This is a genomic window from Gordonia sp. 'Campus' (assembly GCF_022206305.1).
Classification (GTDB): domain Bacteria; phylum Actinomycetota; class Actinomycetes; order Mycobacteriales; family Mycobacteriaceae; genus Gordonia.
In genome coordinates this window covers 152,492-171,765 of record NZ_JAKOIW010000010.1, presented here as the reverse complement: position 1 = coordinate 171,765, position 19,274 = coordinate 152,492, and the positions used below count along the sequence as shown (strand labels likewise).

The 19,274-nt window shown below is 66.9% G+C and carries 15 protein-coding genes and 1 pseudogene; 14 read left to right on the top strand and 2 right to left on the bottom strand.

What is annotated here, in order from left to right; translation table 11 throughout:
* The 3 genes and pseudogenes from MAY35_RS12885 to MAY35_RS12875 all read left to right on the top strand — a co-directional run.
* Positions 1-432 (top strand): annotated as a pseudogene (locus tag MAY35_RS12885) (serine/threonine protein kinase); the annotation flags it as partial.
* A 179-nt stretch (positions 433-611) separates the two neighbouring features.
* Positions 612-4,163, top strand: a complete 3,552-nt coding sequence (dnaE, locus tag MAY35_RS12880) for a DNA polymerase III subunit alpha (RefSeq protein ID WP_238421681.1) — start codon at positions 612-614, stop codon at positions 4,161-4,163.
* A gap of 108 nt (positions 4,164-4,271) precedes the next feature.
* Entirely contained in the window at positions 4,272-4,541 is a 270-nt protein-coding gene (locus MAY35_RS12875) for a hypothetical protein (protein WP_238421680.1), read from the top strand.
* Here the strand turns inward: MAY35_RS12875 and MAY35_RS12870 are convergent.
* Positions 4,484-5,395, bottom strand: a complete 912-nt coding sequence (locus MAY35_RS12870) for an SMP-30/gluconolactonase/LRE family protein (RefSeq protein WP_238421692.1) — start codon at positions 5,393-5,395, stop codon at positions 4,484-4,486. The two genes, MAY35_RS12875 and MAY35_RS12870, sit on opposite strands and share 58 nt — an antisense overlap.
* 299 nt (positions 5,396-5,694) lie before the next feature.
* On the opposite strand from MAY35_RS12870, the gene ilvA reads away from it, so the two are divergent.
* Together ilvA and MAY35_RS12860 are read left to right on the top strand one after the other, a co-directional pair.
* Positions 5,695-7,071 (top strand): threonine ammonia-lyase IlvA, encoded by a 1,377-nt coding sequence (gene ilvA, locus MAY35_RS12865; protein ID WP_238421679.1) that lies wholly within the window; start codon positions 5,695-5,697, stop codon positions 7,069-7,071.
* Positions 7,072-7,228: 157 nt separating this feature from the next.
* The gene (locus tag MAY35_RS12860) at positions 7,229-7,555 is read left to right on the top strand and encodes a hypothetical protein (RefSeq protein ID WP_238421540.1); all 327 of its coding nucleotides are present in this window, start codon (positions 7,229-7,231) and stop codon (positions 7,553-7,555) included.
* 49 nt (positions 7,556-7,604) lie between these two features.
* Here MAY35_RS12860 and treZ read toward each other — a convergent pair whose 3' ends face one another.
* A complete protein-coding gene (gene treZ, locus MAY35_RS12855) occupies positions 7,605-9,356 on the bottom strand; it encodes a malto-oligosyltrehalose trehalohydrolase (protein WP_238421678.1) in 1,752 nt (583 codons plus the stop codon).
* A gap of 354 nt (positions 9,357-9,710) precedes the next feature.
* Between treZ and MAY35_RS12850 the strand changes: the two genes are divergently transcribed.
* The 9 genes from MAY35_RS12850 to MAY35_RS12810 are packed head-to-tail and all read left to right on the top strand — an operon-like array spanning position 9,711 to position 19,231.
* The gene (locus MAY35_RS12850; protein WP_238421677.1) at positions 9,711-10,568 is read left to right on the top strand and encodes an ABC transporter permease; all 858 of its coding nucleotides are present in this window, start codon (positions 9,711-9,713) and stop codon (positions 10,566-10,568) included.
* Between the two features lies 1 nt (position 10,569).
* Complete coding sequence (locus MAY35_RS12845; protein WP_238421676.1) at positions 10,570-11,436, top strand: ABC transporter permease; 867 nt, start codon at positions 10,570-10,572, stop codon at positions 11,434-11,436.
* A gap of 10 nt (positions 11,437-11,446) precedes the next feature.
* Positions 11,447-12,787: an MlaD family protein gene (locus MAY35_RS12840; protein ID WP_238421675.1), complete on the top strand. Its 1,341-nt coding sequence runs from the start codon at positions 11,447-11,449 to the stop codon at positions 12,785-12,787.
* Entirely contained in the window at positions 12,784-13,818 is a 1,035-nt protein-coding gene (locus tag MAY35_RS12835) for an MCE family protein (protein ID WP_238421674.1), read from the top strand. Before MAY35_RS12840 ends, MAY35_RS12835 begins: the two co-directional genes overlap by 4 nt.
* Complete coding sequence (locus MAY35_RS12830; protein WP_238421673.1) at positions 13,815-14,804, top strand: MCE family protein; 990 nt, start codon at positions 13,815-13,817, stop codon at positions 14,802-14,804. Before MAY35_RS12835 ends, MAY35_RS12830 begins: the two co-directional genes overlap by 4 nt.
* Positions 14,798-15,919, top strand: a complete 1,122-nt coding sequence (locus MAY35_RS12825; RefSeq protein WP_238421672.1) for an MCE family protein — start codon at positions 14,798-14,800, stop codon at positions 15,917-15,919. Before MAY35_RS12830 ends, MAY35_RS12825 begins: the two co-directional genes overlap by 7 nt.
* Positions 15,916-17,073, top strand: a complete 1,158-nt coding sequence (locus tag MAY35_RS12820) for an MlaD family protein (RefSeq protein WP_238421671.1) — start codon at positions 15,916-15,918, stop codon at positions 17,071-17,073. Before MAY35_RS12825 ends, MAY35_RS12820 begins: the two co-directional genes overlap by 4 nt.
* Complete coding sequence (locus tag MAY35_RS12815; RefSeq protein ID WP_238421670.1) at positions 17,070-18,242, top strand: MlaD family protein; 1,173 nt, start codon at positions 17,070-17,072, stop codon at positions 18,240-18,242. Before MAY35_RS12820 ends, MAY35_RS12815 begins: the two co-directional genes overlap by 4 nt.
* Before the next feature lie 44 nt (positions 18,243-18,286).
* Positions 18,287-19,231, top strand: a complete 945-nt coding sequence (locus tag MAY35_RS12810) for a hypothetical protein (RefSeq protein ID WP_238421669.1) — start codon at positions 18,287-18,289, stop codon at positions 19,229-19,231.
* Positions 19,232-19,274: the final 43 nt, after the last annotated feature.

Here is a 19,274-nt window from a genome sequence, read left to right as displayed (position 1 = left end):
CCCCCGAACCCGAAGCCCCCGATCCCGAAGGTCCCGAATTCCGCGCCCCCGCCACCCCGGCCGCATCGGCCCGCCGACCCGACGCCCGGGCCGCCGCGATCGCGGACCGTACGGCCGACGACCGGCGCCGATCCGGCGGTATGGCAGCACCCCCCGTCGAACCCGGTGCGCCAGAGCAACGATCACCTCCGGGCCACCCAGCCGCGTGCCGATCGGTTCCGCGCGGAGCCGTCGAGCGGTGGCGTCCCCCGTCAGGTCGCGGGCCGGCCCCTGTCGCCCGGTACGGGTCATCCCGCACCGGGCGGGCGTTCGATGGATGCGGTCCACGGCACCGAGCCGACAGGCGGCACGGGGAACCGATTGCCCGTGATCCTGGCCGTCGTGGCCCTGGTGGCGGTGATCCTGATCGTCGTCCTGCTGGTGGCGCTGTAGGCCGGATGGGGCCCGCCGCCGATACCACAGCCGTCACATCCGTCACGGTGCGGAGTGGCACCGGGGAGGTGTCGGTGGACGCGCCTAAAGTGGAGCCCGACTCGGACCCGGCAGACCCCTCACCGACTGAACGCATCCCCCGACTCGCACCCCCGACTCGCACCCCCAGAAGAGGCACAGTGACGGACTCGTTTGTACACCTGCACAACCACACCGAGTACTCCATGCTCGACGGTGCGGCCAAGGTGTCCCCGTTGTTCGCCGAGGCCAAACGGCTGGGGATGACCGCGATCGGCATGACCGACCACGGAAACATGTTCGGCGCGAGCGAGTTCTACAACACCGCCGTCAAGAACGACATCAAGCCGATCATCGGCATCGAGGCCTACATCGCCCCGGGCTCGCGGTTCGACACCAAACGCATCCAGTGGGGTACCCGCGAGCAGAAGAGCGACGACGTCTCCGGTTCGGGTGCGTACACGCACATGACGATGGTCGCCGAGAACGCGACCGGCCTGCGCAACCTGTTCAAGCTGTCGTCGCTGGCGTCGATCGAGGGACAGCTCGGCAAGTGGTCGCGGATGGACGTGGACCTGATCGCCGAGCATGCCGAGGGGATCATCGCGACGACGGGCTGCCCGTCCGGTGAGGTGCAGACGCGGCTCCGGCTCGGGCACGATCGTGAAGCTCTCGAGGCCGCGGCGAAGTGGCAGGAGATCTTCGGCAAGGACAACTTCTATCTCGAGTTGATGGAGCACGGCCTCGAGATCGAGCGGCGCGTGCGCGACGGTCTGCTCGACATCGGCCGCAAGCTCGGCATCAAGCCCATCGTCACCAACGACTGCCACTACGTCACCAAGGAGCACGCCGCGGCGCACGAGGCGCTGCTGTGTGTGCAGACCGGCAAGACCCTCTCCGACCCGACCCGGTTCAAGTTCGACGGTGACGGCTACTACCTGAAGTCCGCGGCCGAGATGCGCGAGCAGTGGGATTCGATCGTCCCCGGGGCGTGCGACAACACCCTCGAGATCGGCGAGCGCGTCCAGTCCTACAAAGAGGTCTTCACCCACCGCGACCGGATGCCGGTCTTCCCGGTGCCCGACGGCGAGACCCAGCAGACCTTCCTGCGCAAGGAGGTCGCGAAGGGACTCGCCGAGCGGCGGTTCGCCGGCACCGAGGTACCCGAGGAATACCTGCAGCGCGCCAACTACGAACTCGACGTCATCATCCAGATGGGGTTCCCGGCGTACTTCCTGGTGGTCGGCGACCTCATCCGCCATGCGCTCGAGGTGGGCATCCGCGTCGGACCGGGTCGTGGCTCGGCCGCCGGTTCGCTGGTCGCCTGGGCCCTGGGCATCACCAACATCGACCCCATCCCGCACGGACTCCTGTTCGAGCGGTTCCTCAACCCCGAACGTGTGTCGATGCCCGACATCGACATCGACTTCGACGACCGTCGGCGCGGCGAGATGGTGCGGTACGCCACCGATCGGTGGGGCAGCGACAAGGTCGCCCAGGTCATCACCTTCGGCACCATCAAGACCAAGGCCGCGATCAAGGACTCGGCCCGTGTCCAGTTCGGACAGCCGGGCTTTGCGATCGCCGACCGCATCACCAAGGCCCTGCCGCCGCCCATCATGGCCAAGGACATCCCGGTCTGGGGCATCACCAACCCCGAGCACGAGCGGTACAACGAGGCCACCGAGGTCCGCACACTCATCGAGACCGACCCGGACGTCAAGAAGATCTACGACACCGCGATCGGCCTGGAAGGCCTGATCCGCAACGCGGGCGTGCACGCCTGCGCGGTCATCATGTCGTCGGAACCGCTCACCGATGCCATCCCGGTGTGGAAGCGCGCGCAGGACGGCGCCATCATCACCGGCTGGGACTACCCGTCGTGCGAGGCCATCGGCCTGCTGAAGATGGACTTCCTCGGTCTGCGCAACCTCACCGTCATCGGTGACGCGCTCGAGAACATCAAGCTCAACCGGGGCATCGACCTCGACCTCGACGCGCTGCCCCTCGAAGACCCCAAGACCTACGAGCTCCTCGCCCGCGGAGACACCCTCGGCGTGTTCCAGCTCGACGGCGCGGCGATGCGCGAACTCCTGAAGATGATGCAGCCCACCGGGTTCGAGGACATCGTCGCCGTCCTCGCGCTGTACCGTCCCGGTCCCATGGGTGTGAACGCACACACCGACTACGCCAAGCGCAAGAACGGTCTGCAGGACATCCGGCCGATCCATCCGGAGCTGGAGGAACCGCTCAAGGAGATCCTCTCCGAGACCTACGGCCTGATCGTCTACCAAGAGCAGATCATGCAGATCGCCCAGAAGGTCGCCGGGTACTCGCTCGGACAGGCCGACCTGCTCCGACGCGCGATGGGCAAGAAGAAGAAAGAGATCCTCGACGAGGCCTACGACGGCTTCGCGGAGGGCATGCGCAACAACGGTTTCTCGCAGGCCGCGATCACCGCGCTGTGGGACACCGTGCTGCCGTTCGCCGGTTACGCGTTCAACAAATCGCACGCCGCCGGGTACGGCCTGGTGTCGTTCTGGACCGCCTACCTCAAGGCCAACTATCCCGCCGAGTACATGGCCGGCCTGCTGACCTCGGTCGGTGACGACAAGGACAAGGCGGCGATCTACCTCGCCGACTGCCGCAAGCTCGGCATCACCGTCCTGCCGCCCGACGTCAACGAGTCGCAGCGCAACTTCGCGGCCGTGGGCGCCGACATCCGGTTCGGTCTCGCCGCGATCCGCAACGTCGGGTCCGGTGTCGTCGGGTCGATCATCGCCGCGCGTGAGGAGAAGGGGAAGTTCACCAACTTCTCCGACTACCTGGGCAAGATCGACGTGACCGCCTGCAACAAGAAGGTGACGGAGTCGCTGATCAAGGCGGGCGCCTTCGACTCGCTCGGTCATCCGCGCAAGGGCCTGTTCCTGATCCACGGTGAGGCCGTCGAATCGGTCATCGGCACCAAGAAGGCCGAGGCGATCGGGCAGTTCGATCTGTTCGGCGGAGCCGGCGACGACGACGCTGCCGATCCGGGGCTGGCCGAGGTGTTCGCCGTCAAGGTTCCCGAAGAGGAGTGGGACACCAAGCACAAGCTCGCGATCGAGCGAGAGATGCTGGGGCTCTATGTGTCCGGCCACCCGCTGAGCGGCGTCGAACACGCGATCGCAGCGCATACCGACACCTCCATCACGACGCTCCTCGAGGGGAACGTCGCCGACGGCGCGCAGATCACGATCGGCGGCATCATCTCCTCGGTGACCCGGCGCGTGAACAAGAAGGGTGAACCCTGGGCCGCGGTCACCCTGGAGGACATGGTCGGTGGTGTCGAGGTCTACTTCTTCCCGCGGGCATATGTCGCGTACGGGATGGACATCGTCGCCGACAACATCGTTCTGATCAAGGCTCGGGTGAACCTGCGCGAAGACAGCATGATGATCAGCGCGAACGACCTGGCGGTGCCCGACCTCGAGACGGCCGGGGCGACCAAACCGGTGGCGCTGACCCTTTCGGCCCGGCTCTGCACGCCTGACCGGGTCCAGGCGCTCAAGCAGGTGCTGACCCGTCATCCGGGGATGGCCGACGTCCATGTCACCTTGGTGAGCGACAAGCGCCAGACTCAGCTGAAACTCACGGAGTCACTGCGAGTGGCGCCGAGCTCGGCTCTCATGGGCGACCTGAAAGCACTGCTCGGACCCAGCTGTCTGAGCTGACCGCGGTCTGCCGACACCACAAGTTCGGGCCCCCGAACATTTTCCTTCGTCAGGCGCTATACTCGACGTCACGTCCTGTACGGCGACCGGCTTGGGAGTGGTTTCGCGATGACGACACTGATCGACGTCAACCCTTGTCGCCCTGCGCCGCGTGCGGCACGCACCGTCGAGGTTCTCGGCGTGAGGTGGCCCGCGCACAAGGCCCACGCGGTCGTCGCGGGCCTTGTGGCGGCGGTGTTCGGACTGGTCTTCCTCGGGTCGCCCCAGGTCACGGCCTGGGTGACCGGTGTCGTGGTCCTCGCGGTCTGGTGGGGGGAGCGTTACCTCCCCGGGAAGGCCGCGGTCGCGCCGGCGTCGAATCCGCCGGGGATCTCGTAGATCCGTCCGTCGAATCCCGCCCGGAAGAGCCGTCCTGCCGAGAAGCCGCGGTTTCCGCGTCCGTAGGACACCACGCTCGACGTCGGTAGTCCTGTCGCGAGAACGCAGTAGCGACCGGGCGACGTGACGCGGACGACCTCGCCGGTGGCGTTGAAGGGCACGATCGGGCGGTCACGCGAATCCAGGGTCAGTCCGTCCGGGGTCGACGGCGCGCCCACCCCGAGCAGGCTCTGCACGATGCGAGGGTTCGCGGTCGAGATCCGGCTGACTCCGGGGTTGACGAAGGTTCGCGAGACGTAGAGCCATCCGTCGCCCCGACCGAGCACGGCCCCGTTGGCGCTCGGCAGCGCCCCCCACGCGGCCTGGACTGCGCCGTTCGGTGCCACCCGTCCGATGAGATTGCCGAAGTCGTTGGTGGCGTAGACATTTCCTCGCGCGGAGACGTCCATTCCGTTGGCCGCGGACAGTCCCGACACCCACGGTCGCAGCGCGCGAGTGGTGATGTCGAGTCGCGCGATCGAAGCATGGCGCAGGGCATCGCCGACGAAGACCCGCGGGTCCGCGCCGTACCCGACGAGCAGTGTGCCGCCCGGGGTCCAGGCGAGGGCCCCGGCGCCGCTGCCGCCGGGGACGCGTGCGATGGGTACGGCCGGCGCGCCGGGGCCGGCGAGCCGGTACACGCGGCCGGACACGAGATCGGTGGTGTACAGGCGGCCGCCCGCATCGACCGTCAGACCTTCGAGGGCGGCCCCCGGAACGGACCCGACGAGTCGTGCCGGTTGTCCGGCCCCGGGACAGACCGGGGCCGCGGAGGCCGGCGCGGGGTCGACCGCCGCGGCGAGTCCGAGTGTCAGTGCAACGGCGGCGCCGGCGGCGGCCAGTCGCGACAGGCGCCGCGCCCCGAGTGGAGGGCGTCGGTGGCCGGGCAAGAATCGGTGACGAGATCGGGTGGGACGTTGAGCTGTCATGGGCTGCTCCCGGGTGAGTTGGCGGAACTACGGCCGTATGGTTCCCGTTCTGCGCACTTTCACACGCGCCCGTCCAGTGTTACGCCTGCGCAGTGGTGCAGGAGGCGGCTTCGGGGTATCGATATCGCCCGCTGACGACCGTCGGGGTAACCCGCGCCGACGGATCGGGCGTCGACAGTGAGACCATGGCAGGCGTGAGTACGCACCACGTCCCGGTTCATCAGCAGGCCCTGTCGGTAGACGCGATCGAAGCCGCGTCGATCCGCATCGCCGATGCCGTGGCCCGTACTCCGCTGGAACCGTGCCCCCGGCTGTCGGCCGACGTGGGTGCCGACATCTTCCTGAAACGGGAGGATCTTCAGGCCGTCCGCTCGTACAAGCTGCGCGGCGCCTACAACGTGATGGCGCAACTGTCGGCGGCGGAACTGTCGCGTGGGGTGGTCGCGGCGAGCGCCGGCAACCACGCACAGGGCGTGGCCTTTGCGTGTCGCAGCATGAAGGTTCCCGGCCGGATCTATGTGCCGACCACCACCCCCAAGCAGAAGCGGGACCGAATCCTCTGGCACGGAGGCGAGTTCGTCGAACTGAAGGCGGTCGGGGAGACCTATGACGCCGCTGCCGCCGCTGCGCAGGACGACGTGATCCGGACGGGTTCGGCGTGGATACACGCCTTCGACGACCCGCGTACCGCGGCCGGCCAGGGCACGATCGCCCACGAGATCGTCACGCAGATGGGCCGCGTCCCCGACGTCGTCGTCGCGCCGGTGGGCGGCGGCGGATGTCTGGCCGGGATGGCAACGTATTTCCGCGGGTTGTCCGATGACGTCACCATCATCGGCGTCGAACCGACCGGCGCGGTGTCGTTGAGCGCCGCGCTGGTCAACGGCGGACCGGTCACCCTGGACGAGATCGACCCCTTCGTCGACGGTGCCGCGGTCAAACGGATCGGCACCATCGGACATCGGGTGCTCGCGCAGCTGGATGCCACGGTCAGCGACCATCCCGTGCTGTCCCAGATCACCTCGACACCCGCGACACGCATCCTGCCGGACGAATCCTTCTCGCCCGCATCGGGTTCCGCGCACATCATGCACGTCGACGAGGGAGCGATCTGTTCGGCGATGCTGGAGCTCTACCAGAACGAGGGCATCATCGCCGAGCCCGCGGGCGCGCTCGCGATCGCCGCCCTCGACAAACTGCAGCTGCCCGACGACGCCGCGGTGGTCTGTCTGATCTCCGGTGGCAACAACGACGTCTCCCGGTACGGCGAGATCATCGAGCGCTCGCTTGTGCATCGTGGCCTCAAGCACTACTTCCTCGTCGACTTCCCGCAGGAGCCCGGCGCCCTGCGCCGGTTCCTCGACGAGGTCCTCGGTCCCGACGACGACGTCACGATGTTCGAGTACGTCAAGCGCAACAACCGCGAGACCGGCGCCGCACTCGTCGGCGTCGAGCTCGGCCATCGGGACGGTCTCGGGGGTCTCATGGAGCGCATGGACCGCTCGCGACTCCATTGCGAGCGGCTGGAACCGGGTTCCCCGGCGTACGAGTACCTGACCTGAGGTCGGTGGTGCCGGGGGATACCCCGACACCACTACGCTCAGCCCCGCCATGTCGGCCGCTCGAACGACTCCTGCCGACCCGGGAACATTCCGGCCCGGTGCCGCCTCCAAGTACATGAACCGCCCAGAAGCACCACACCACTTGGAAGGACACACCATGAGCACCGAGATCCCCGCCGACGCCGTTCTCGTCGACACCGATGGCGACGGCATCGTCGACGCCGCACTCACCGACGTCGACGGCGACGGCACCACCGACGCCGTCCTCGACACCGACGGCGACGGCCAGGCCGACTCCATCGCCTACGACACCAACGCCGACGGTGAGATCGACATCATCGAAGCCGACACCGACGCCGACGGATACACCGACATCGCCGTCGCCGACACCGATGCCGACGGCACCTTCGACACCGCCGTCGACGACGAGGGCAACGTCGAGGTCGGCGACTTCGGCAGCATCGACGGCGGCGACGCCGTCTGACCCCACCCGCACATCCATAGCCCGAAGCCGCGGTCACCGCGGCTTCGGGCTATGAGACGGTCTCGGTGCGTACCCCGATGATCACGTTGTGGCCCGGCGACTCGAGTCGGCCGTCCGCCGATTCCACTGCGTCCCACGACAGTCGGACATCCATTGCGACCGGCACCGAGACCGCTGCCGCACCGGGAACGCACACGACCGACCAGTCCCCGCGTTCCATCGTGAACCACCCGGCGTTCTCGTCGAAGTCGACCGACACCGATGCGAAGCGCGGATCATGCAGAGCCGGTTCGGATCTGCGCAGCGCGATCAGGGTTCGATAGAAGTCGAGGAGGCGCGCGTGGGCGGGCTCGTCGGGTTCGGTCCAGTCGAGTGTCGACCGCTCGAACGTCTCCGGATCCTGCGGATCGGGCACATCGTCACTGTCCCAACCGTGTTCGGCGAACTCGGACTTGCGTCCCTCCGCCGTCGCGCGGCCCAGCTCCGGTTCCGGGTGGGAGGTGAAGAACTGGAACGGCGTCGCCGCGCCCCATTCCTCGCCCATGAACAGCATGGGGGTGAAGGGGGACAACAGGACCAGTGCGGCCTTGATGGCGAGCTGTCCGCCGTCGAGATAGGCGCTCGGCCGGTCGCCGATCGCGCGATTGCCGACCTGGTCGTGGTTGCAGGTGTACGCCAGCAGCGCCGACGCGGGGACGACGTCGGTCGGAATCGGCCGGCCGTGGCACCGACGCCGGAACGACGAATAGGTGCCGTCGTGGAAGAAGCCCCCCGTGAGGACCTTGGCGAGACACTCGAAGCTCCCGAAGTCGCTGTAGTACCCCTGCCGCTCGCCCGACACCAGGGTGTGGATCGCGTGGTGGATGTCGTCATCCCACTGTGCGGTCAACCCCAGACCGTTCACCGTGCGAGGCAGTATCATTCGCGGATCGTTGAGATCGCTCTCGGCGATCAGTGAGAGCGGCCGTCCGAGTTGGGCCGAGAGGGCGTCGGTCGCCGCTGCCAGCTCTTCGAGGATGTGGACCGCCCGGTGGTCGACGAGTGCGTGGACGGCATCGAGACGCAGGGCGTCGACGTGGAACTCGGTGAACCACCTCAGCGCGGTGCCGGTGATGAAAGCGCGCACCTCGTCGGAATCCGGATCGGACAGATTCACCGACGATCCCCAGGACGTCACACCCTGGCTCAGGTAGGGGCCGAAGTCGGGCAGGTAGTTGCCCGACGGTCCGAGATGGTTGTAGACGACGTCGAGAACGACGCCGAGTCCCTTTCCGTGGCAGGCGTCGACGAAGCGCGCCAGCGCCGCAGGTCCGCCGTAGGTCTCCTGCACCGCATACCAATCGACCCCGTCGTATCCCCAGTTGTGCACTCCGTTGAACGCGTTGACCGGCATCAGTTCGACGAAGTCGACCCCGAGCCCGACCAGATGGTCGAGGCGCTCGATCGCGGAATCGAGCGTTCCGTCGGGGGTGAACGTGCCGAGGTGTAGCTCGTAGACCACCGAACCCCGGATGTCGCGCCCCGCCCAGTCGCCGTCATGCCAGAACGAGTCGTCCACGGTGAACAGCGCCGAGAGTTCGTGGACGCCCTCGGGCTGCCGCACCGAGCGCGGGTCCGGGCGCGCCGGGCCGCCGTCTACCGAGAAGCCGTATCGGGCGTCGGGCCCGGCGGTGAGCGCGGCGCCCGCGTCGACCCGCCACCACCCGCCGGGCTCGGCCGACATGGGCACGGATTCTCGCGGCGTGCCGGGCCCGTCCGGCTCGACGACGAGCTCCACGACCTGCGCATTCGGTGCCCACACGCGTACCTCGTGCAGAGTGCGCGGCGACCGGAACGGAGTCGCAATGGAACGAAGTGGTAGGTTTTGTTCCCGTTGGTCGCTCGCCCAAGTTATTGTGCTCTGGTCATCAGCGGTAGCGGTCGGGGGATTCGTCACATCAAGCAAGGTATGTCGAACCTCGGGACAGTGCAGTCGAGCGCTACTGTGAGGCCGGACACAATCGCACCACGGAAATGAGGTACGTTACCCGCGACGCTTAGCCCGCGGGGGGCACGCGACGCAGTTCTGCGGAAACGATGACGCGAGTTCGAATGGACGCGCGCCGTCGAGACCTGACGGCCGGTGAACGGGTTAGCCGAGACGCAAGGGTAGGGATTGAGCACAAACGCAGTCACCTCGGAGAACGAGGAGGTCGGTCGCAAGAGACCGGGTGCGGTGCGGTCGTGGTTCAACGGCCACGTCGTGGCGTCGTTCGACACGTTCGGACGCCAGCTGGGCATGTTCGTCGAGGTGTTCCGGACGCTGTTCGTGGACCTCGCGAAGCGACGCTTCCCCTTCGGAGAGTTCGTTCGTCAGTGCGCTTTCATGGCCAGCACGTCGGTGTTCCCGACGCTGCTCGTCGCCATTCCGATCGGTGTGATCGTGTCGATCCAGGTGTCCAACATCGCCGGTCAGGTCGGCGCGACGTCGTTCTCGGGCGCGGCCACCGGTCTGGGCGTCATCCGCCAGGGCGCGCCCCTGGTCACCTCCCTGTTGCTCGCCGGCGCCGTCGGGTCGGCCATCGCCGCCGACCTCGGTTCGCGCACCATCCGCGACGAGATCGATGCCATGCGCGTGATGGGCGTCAACCCCATCGAACGCCTGATCTCGCCGCGTCTGCTCGCGACCATGGTCGTCAGCTTCCTGCTCTGCGGTTTCGTCTGCTTCGTCGGCTTCATCACCGGCTACGTCTTCAACGTGTACTTCCAGGGCGGCACGCCAGGCAGTTACACGGGTACCTTTGCGTCCTTCGCGACCACCGCCGACCTCATGTTCGCACTGGCCAAAGCGGTGATATTCGGCGCGATCGTGGCGATCGTCGCCTGCGATCGCGGCCTCTCGACCAAGGGCGGACCAGCGGGGGTGGCCAACTCGGTCAATGCTGCGGTCGTCAACTCGGTCCTGTTGCTCTTCACCGTGAACGTCATCTTGACGCAGCTGTTCACGATCCTGTTCCCGGCGAAGGTGGTGTGAGATGGCCGCGTCTCGGTATGTACCACCGGCCCTGCGACCGCTCGAGGCCGCGAAGTCGGTGTATCGCGGTCCGCGCGACGCGCTCGCGGCGATGGGGCACCTCATCACGTTCCTGGTCCGCTCCATCGGCGCGGTTCCGATGGCCTTCCGTCACTACAGCAAAGAGGTCTGGCGCCTGCTCGCAGACGTGGCCTGGGGTAACGGTGCCATCGTCGTGGGCGGCGGCACGGTCGGCGTCATGGTGATCCTCGGGGTCATGGGTGGCGCCACCGTGGGCATCGAGGGGTACACCGCGCTCAACCTGCTGGGCATGTCGCCGGTGACCGGCGGTCTGTCGGCGTTCGCGACGACCCGCGAGATCGCGCCCCTGCTCGCCGCAACGGCGTTCACCGCGCAGTCGGGGTGCCGCTTCACCGCACAGCTCGGGTCGATGCGGATCGCCGAGGAGATCGACGCGCTCGAAGCGATCGCGATCCGGCCGCTGCCGTACCTCGTCACCACCCGGATGTGTGCCGCGGTCCTGGCGATCGTCCCGCTCTACTCGGTGTCGCTGGCCGCGAACTACCTCGCCTGCCAGTTCATGTTCATGGTGCAGAGCGGCCAGGGTGAGGGCACCTACCTCTACTACTTCAACCAGTTCCTCGTCTCGTGGGACATGTTGTTCTCGTTCATCAAGGTGATCGTCTTCGTCCTGCTGACGACGTTCATCCAGTGCTACTACGGTTACTTCGCCTCAGGGGGGCCCGAGGGAGTGGGAGTCGCTGCGGGACACGCGATCCGCCTGGCGATCATCGTGATCGTGTTCGCGAATCTGGTCATGACACTGGTGTTCTGGGGCACGTCGCCCGGGATCAAGATCTCAGGATGAGGGGGAGACCGTGAACATCGCGACCGACGGGCGCAATCCCTCGCTGCTGCAATACGTTCTGCGCGGCGTCGCATTCCTCTTGGTGCTGCTGGTGATCTTCGTCCTGCTGTTCATGCGGTACCAGGGGACCTTCAGCAAGACAGTGGCCGTGACCGCAGACCTGGTCGACGTCGGCGACGGACTCGCCACCGGTGCCGACGTCCGCTTCAACGGTCTGATCGTCGGGACGGTCAAGTCCATCGCCGTCGACGGTGCGGCCCAGACCGATGCCGCGAACGTGACCAAAGCGGTCGGCATCGACATCGAGCCCGCACAGGCCGACGGCATCCCGGCCGCGGTGACCGCGCGCACGGTCCCGTCGAACCTGTTCGGCGTCAACTCCGTCGAACTCGTCGCGCCCGCTGAGGTCAACGGTGACCGGCTCGCCGCCGGCGACGTGATCGCGGCCGACACCTCGCTCGAGACGATCAAGCTGCAGGATGCGCAGAACGAGCTCAAGCAGATACTCGACGCGGTGCCGCCGGAGGAACTGGCCCAGGTTCTCGGGACCATCGCCGACGCGTTGAAGGGCGGCGGCTCGGTGTTCGGCTCCTTCGTGGGAGTGCTGCGGACCTACTTCGACTCGATCAACAACCAGTTCCCGCCCGGGGCGCCTCCGGGGTTCGACAACTTCGACAACGCGATGCAGGGTCTGTCGCAGTCGGCTCCGCAGCTGCTCGACACACTCGGGCGCAGCGTGATCCCGGCGGTGACCATCGCCGAGAAGCAGCGCGATCTGACCGCGGTGCTCACTGCCAGCCAGGGGATGCTCGATCAGACCCAGTTGCTGTTCGCCCGCAGCGGCAACGGGGGTCAGCGCCTCGTCACCGATCTCAACCGGATGCTGGGTGCACTCGTGCTCGAACCGAACTCGTTGCCGCAGGCCATCATCGCGCTGAACAATCTCGCCGCGCGTGTGCTGACGGTGTTCACCGGTGTCAACGGGCATGTGACACTCAATGCCGGTGTCAGCTTCGGTGCGTTCGAGCGCTACACGCGCCAGAACTGCCCGGTCTATGACGGCGGCCCGTACGGCACCCTCCGCGGACCCGGATGTGTGGGTCCGGGAACCGGCACGGGACCGACGATGTCGGGCCCGCTGGCGATCTACCCGTCCGACGGGATGCGCCGCAACAAGCCGGTCGGCAACGTGACCACCGACGCGGACAACAAGACGCTCGGCGCGGTGCTGCGCCGTACGCCGTCGGCCGCGGACACCATCATGCTCGGACCGCTGGTGCAGTCGCTCGAGGTTCGCGACGCCGCCGACGGTCCCCGGAAGACCACCGTCGGCCAGGGAGGGGGACGATGAGCGCGGCCTCAGACTCGATCCGCAAACCGCTGATCGGGTTCACCATCTTCGGCATCGCCGCGTTGCTGGTGACCTATGTGATCTTCTCGACGCTGCAACGTTCGGTGTCGGGGACGACCAACAGTTACACCACCTTCTTCGGCGACGCGTCGGGATTGGCCACCGGCGACGACGTCCGCATGGCGGGCGTCCGTGTCGGGCGCGTCGACAAGATCGACCTCGACGACGGCCGCGCGCGTGTCACCTTCGAGGTACAGAACGACCAGACGGTCTTCACCAACACCCGCGCCGCGATCCGCTACCAGAACCTGATCGGCCAGCGGTACCTCAACCTCACGCTGGTCGAGGGGCGCGACAGCCGGCCGCTGGACCCCGGGGCCACCCTCGAACTGCCCTCCGAGGACTCGTTCGACGTCACCAAGCTGCTCGCCGGCTTCCAGCCGGTGTTCGAGACGCTCACCCCCGAACAGGTGAATGCGTTGTCGCAGGGCCTGCTCGAGGCGTTCCAGGGCAACTCGGTGTCGCTGAGCTACACGGTCGCGGAGGTGGGCCGTCTCGCGGAAGACACGGCCAATCGCGACGTCGTCCTGGGGGCGATCATCAACAACCTGAGTTCGGTCATGCGCGACCTGTCCCGTCAGGGCGGGCAACTCGGCACGGTCATCGAATCCATGTCCGCGCTGATCGCCAACCTCAACTCCAACTCGGCGGCCTTCGGCAGTGCGGTATCCGACATCGGGCGCACGGCAAGCGGTTTCGCCGACGTTCTCAGCCGCAGCCGGCAGAGCCTCGCCGACGCCGCGACCGACGGCAGGCTGGCGACCAAGACGCTGATCCAGAACGGCGCCAAACTCGACCGGATGGCCGTCGACGCCCCGGTCTTCCTCGGTCACTTCCCGCTCGTGCTCGGTGAGGGTGCATATTTGAACATCTACGCATGCGATCTGGACATCGCCATCGGCGACGTGCTCCTGCCGCCCGGGATCTTCAACAAGATCGGCGGCACGAATCACTCGGTGGTGTGCCGATGAGCTGGTTCCGTAGGAGTTTCCGAGACAACCGGCGGGTGTGGTTCGGTCTGATCGGTGCCGTCGTCATCGTCGCCCTGTTGCTGGGCGTCACCGCGCTCGCCGGCGCGCACCTGGGCAAGAAGACGCTCACGGGTGACTTCGCCCAGGCCGGGGGAATCCGGCCGGGTGACAAGGTGCGAGTTGCCGGCATCGACGTCGGGGAGGTCACCGACACGGAACTGGCGGGCGACCACGTGGCGATCACGATGAAGGTCGACAGCGACGTACGGGTCACCGCCGACGGGTCGGCGGAGATCAAGATGTCGACGCTCCTCGGCCAGCGTTACATCGATGTCTCGCTGGGGGATTCGCCCGAAGAGGCACCCGACGGGCACATCGGCAAGACCGCCGTGCCCTACGATCTGCAACGCACCATCGAGGAGGGCGCACCGATCCTCACCGGTATCGACGACAAGACTCTCTCCGAGAGCATCCGGACGTTGAACCGGCAGTTGGCCGGCGTTCCCGCGATCACCGAGCCCACGTTCGAGGCCCTGACGCAGATGTCGAAGGTCATCACCAATCGCAAAGACCAGATCAATCAGCTGATCACCGACACCAAGACGATCACCAACATCGTCAACGACAATCAAGCCCAGCTCGCGATCATCGTCGGCCAGGGTCGCGATCTCACCCAGAAGATCGTCGCCCGTGAGGATCTCGTGACCCGCATGCTCGACGGTATCGCCGAACTCACCGAGCAGGCGAGCGCGGTCGCCGGCGAGAACGCGAATCAGTTCGCGCCGCTGATGGCCAACCTCAACACGATCACCCAGGGCCTCGAGAAGAACCGCAACAACCTGCGCAAGCTGCTGGAGATCCTGCCGGTGACCGCACGCCTGACGAACAACGTGATCGGCGACGGTCCGTATGCCAACGGTTACCTGCCCTGGGGGATCTTCCCCGACAACTGGTTGTGCCTCGCCCGGGTGGTGGACGGATGCTGACTTCACGAAACACTGTGCGCGCCAACGGAGCACGGCGACCGGTCATGCTGGTGGGCGTCGCATTGCTCGGCATCCTGGGACTGTCGGGTTGCTCGATGATCCCCGGCAGCTGGAAAGCGGCTGTCGGTCAGGCGATCGAGGTCACGGCCTACTTCGAGAACGTGGCCGGACTGTATGTCACCAACGACGTCGCCGTCCTCGGCATGCCGGTCGGCCAGGTGACCGCCGTGGAACCCCAGGGCGAACGGGTCAAGGTGACCATGACGATCGACGACGAGGTCCCCGTGCCGGCGGACGCGACGGCGGCGATCGTGAACACCTCGATCGTCACCACCCGCCACGTCGAACTCTCTCCCGCCTATCAGGGTGGGCCGAAGCTCACCGACGGCGCGGTGCTCAAGGAGACCAAGAGCCCGGTGTCCGTGGGCGAACTGTTCGACGCCATCGACGGTCTGGTGGTCGCCCTCAAGGGACAGGGCGGCGGTCCGGGGCCGCTTGCGGAGATGATCGACATCACCTCGGGAATCGCGACGGGCAACGGCGAGGAGATCCGGGCCGCACTCGACGAACTCGGTTCCGCCTCCGATGTCGTCGCCGGCAACAGTGACGCCCTCGTCGACATCATCGAGACCATCGAGGCCCTGACCACCAAGCTCGTGCAGAACTACCCGAAGATGACCGAGTTCTCCCGGTCCATCAACCAGGTGTCCGAGCTGCTGGGTGCCCAGTCGCCAGGTCTTCTCGCGACCCTGCGCAACCTGAACCAGACACTGCTCAACACCACCGCGTTCCTGCAGAACAACACGAACACCATCTCCGTGTCGTTCGACCGGCTCGCGGCACTCACCGCCAATCTCAGCGATTACTCGCGCCAGGTGGTGGAGACCATCGACGTGGGTCCGTTGCTGTTCCAGAACCTCAGCAATTCGATCTCGGCCGAGCAGGGCGCCTGGCGTGCACAGGCGTTGCTCGACAAGTCTCTGGTCGACAACGAGTTGCTGGCCGAGTTCTGCGAGGCGATCAACCTCCAGAAGGATGGCTGTCGCACGGGCAAGCTGAAGGATTTCGGTCCCGACCTCGGTATCTACTCGGCCATGCTGGAGCTGACGAAATGAGAGTGGTCACCAGGGAAGCCCTGGACACGCGGCCGGGTGCGTCCGGTTCGCGACGGCACCGCGCGCGGCGCGGCGGCGTACTCGCGCTGCTGGTCGCCGCTCTCATGGGTCTCACCGGTTGTGGTGTGCTCCCGAGCCTGACGGTCGAGGACATCCCGCTGCCCGCCCCGGGCGGGATCGGCGACTCGATCACCCTGAAAGCCAAGTTCGACAACGCGTTGAACCTGCCCGCGCAGGCCAAGGTCAAGTTGAACGGCACCGACGTCGGTCAGGTCACCGATCTCGTCGCCAAGGATTACACGGCCATCGTCACGATGAAGGTCAGCAAGAAGACCAAGCTCCCGGTGGGCACCGGCGCCGAGTTGCGCCAGGCGACTCCGCTGGGTGACGTCTTCGTGGCGCTGATGCCCGCCATCGAGGCCCGGGACGGCTACATGGTCGACGGCGACACGCTCACCGGCCCGACCTCGGCCGCCGCGACGGTCGAGGACCTGCTGATCAGCATGAGTGGCGTGGTGGACAGCGGCTCACTGAACTCGCTCACCGTGATCCTCACCGAGCTGAGCAGTGCGGTGTCGACCAACCCGTCCGACCTGAACGGCGCCATCCGCGGCCTCACGACCGGCATCCGGAAGCTCAATCAGAGTTCGGCCGCGGTCGATCGCTCCCTGGCGAGTACCCGCGTCCTCACCGGGCAGCTGGCCGACGGGCGGGCGCAGATCATGGCGTCGATCAACAAGCTCGGCCCCGCGCTCGAGGCGCTCAACGGTCAGATCGGCACGATCCTGACCACCCTGGACAAGACCCAGCAGGTCACGGCGGCCACCAATGACTTCCTCGACACCGACCAGGACAACCTCGTCGAGATGCTGGGACATCTCTCGACGGTGATGGCCGGCCTACGGCAGGCCGCGGGCCCGCTCGGGTCTCTTGCCGACAACCTGCACACGCTCACGCCGAAGTGGGTCAAGTCGACCCCGGGTAGCGCGGCCGCGGTGTCGGCGAAGGTCTACTGGCTGACCCCGGGCGTCGGATTCGACTCGGCCAGCAGACTTCCCGAGGTCCAGGACGTCGACGAGGCGTCGGCGGCGCTGCAGCAGACGCTCACCCGCATCCTGGCGCGGATCACTGGGACGAGGGGGTGTTGCGGATGAGCGGCCTGTTCGGCGTCCTGCGCAGGAATTCGGTGCTCGTGGGCAACATCGCCCTGGTGCTGGTGATGGTGGTCGGCCTGGCGTACCTCGCCCTCGGCGTCCTTCGATGGCAGCCGTTTGCCGACAAGTACTCGCTGACCATCGAGTTCCCCATCTCCGGTGGCCTGCAGGAGACCTCGGGGGTCACCCTCCGCGGTGCCCGGGTCGGCGACGTGGATTCGATTCAGGTGCAACCCGACTCGGTCAAGGTCCGGGTGTCGGTCGACGACCGGTACAAGATCAACCGGGACGCCGTCGTCGCGGCGCTCGGTCTGTCCGCGGCCGGTGAACAGTACGTCGACTTCCAGCCGCCGACCTCCGACGGTCCCTACCTGAAGGACGGCGACGTCATCAGGGCCGAGCAGACCGAGGTGACCGTTCCGTTCTCCCAGCTGCTGGAATCCTCACTCGAACTCATCAACCAGATCGACCCGGCGAAACTCCGCTCGGCCGTGGACAATCTGAAGATCGCGCTGTACTCCGAGGACGGCACCAACGACCTGTCGGTGATCTTCGACTCCGGCGGAACGATCTTCGCCGACCTCTACACGGCGCTGCCCGAGACCACCAAGTTCATCCAGAACGCGGGCACGATCTTCAAGACGACAGCGCAGATCCAGCCGGACCTCGGTGACACCGTGGCGGGGCTGAGCAGCCTGGTCAACTCGGCGGCGGCATCGGACAAGGAACTGCGGACCCTCCTCGACCGCGGGCCGTCCCAGTTCACGAGTCTCGCCGGTTCGATCAACCAGCTCACCGATCCGGTCACCGACGTCACCAAGCAGTTCGTCGACATCGCTCAGCAGGGCGCGCTCCGGGCACCGGCGCTGGCCACGCTCATGCCGGCCATCCGGGACGCGAGCATCAAGAGCCTCACCATGTTCCACGACGGCGCCTGGTGGGCACTGGCATCGGTGTACCCGCGGCCGAGCTGCAACTACCCGGTGACCCCCCGTCGGCCCACCCAGATCCTCGAACTCACCATTCCGACGAATCTGTACTGTGTGACCGAGGATCCGCGTCAGCAGATCCGTGGTTCGGCCAACGCTCCGCGACCGCCGGGTGACGACACCGCGGGGCCGCCTCCGGGTTACGACCCGAACGCGCGCACCGTGCCACTCGACAAGTGACCGCCGTTCGGCACCAGACGACAGACAAGTTGTGTGACCTGTAGATGACTGACCGGAATGACCCTGACGTGACATCGAAGCCCGCGAAGGAGGCCGACGCCGTGGCGCCCGAGACCGACACCGGTTCGGGGACGGAGAGCTCGAACGCCGACGACACCGGCACGACCGATACCGGCACGACCGGCACCGGCACGACCGACACCGGGGCGGCTCCGCGCGGCAAGTCCGCGCGTCGTTCCGGATCGGCAGTGGGTTTGTCGAAGCCGGCCGCGGACGACGATTCGGGCGAGTCGCGAACGGCGCTGTCGGACAAGGGCTCGGGCAAGGGCTCGGACAAGGGTAAGGGCAAGGGCCCCGACTCGGATCGTCGTGAGTTCTCCTTCACGGTCACCGGGAACGGCATCAAGAAGCTTCTCGCGGCGGTACTGGCGATCGCACTGGTCGCCCTCGTCGGATTCCTGGGCTGGCGCGCCTACGATCTCCAGCGCGAGGCGGACGCGTTCGCCGACTCGAAGACGGCGTCGGCGGACTTCGTCACCAAGCTCGTCACCACGCTCAACGCCGCGAACGCCGGCAATTCCAAGGAACTCCTGGGTCCGCTGTCGACGGGCGAGCTGCGTGATCGTCTCGAACAGGAGCGTGCCGACACCGAGGCCAACGTCGAGTCGTTGAACATCGAGGTGTCGTCGACGATCAGCGTCGTCGCGGTCGAGGCCATGGCGGCCGACACCGCCAAGACGGTGGTGATGGCGGAGGTCACCGGTCGTAGCTCCAAGTTGCCCAACGGCGGTACCAGTCTGATGGTGTTCCGACTGGATCTGAGCAAGGAGGACGGCAAATGGTTGGTGTCGAAGGTCGACGGCCCTCCGGGTAGCCCCAGCGGTCAGATCGACCCATCGCAATCACTGCCGGGCGGGGGCGCGCCGGCGCCGCAGCAGCCACAAGCTCCGCAGCAGGCACCGCAGCCCGCGCCTGCACCCGCCGGCTGACGGACTCGTTCGCCCCGGACCGACGAACTCACGCACCGCCGAT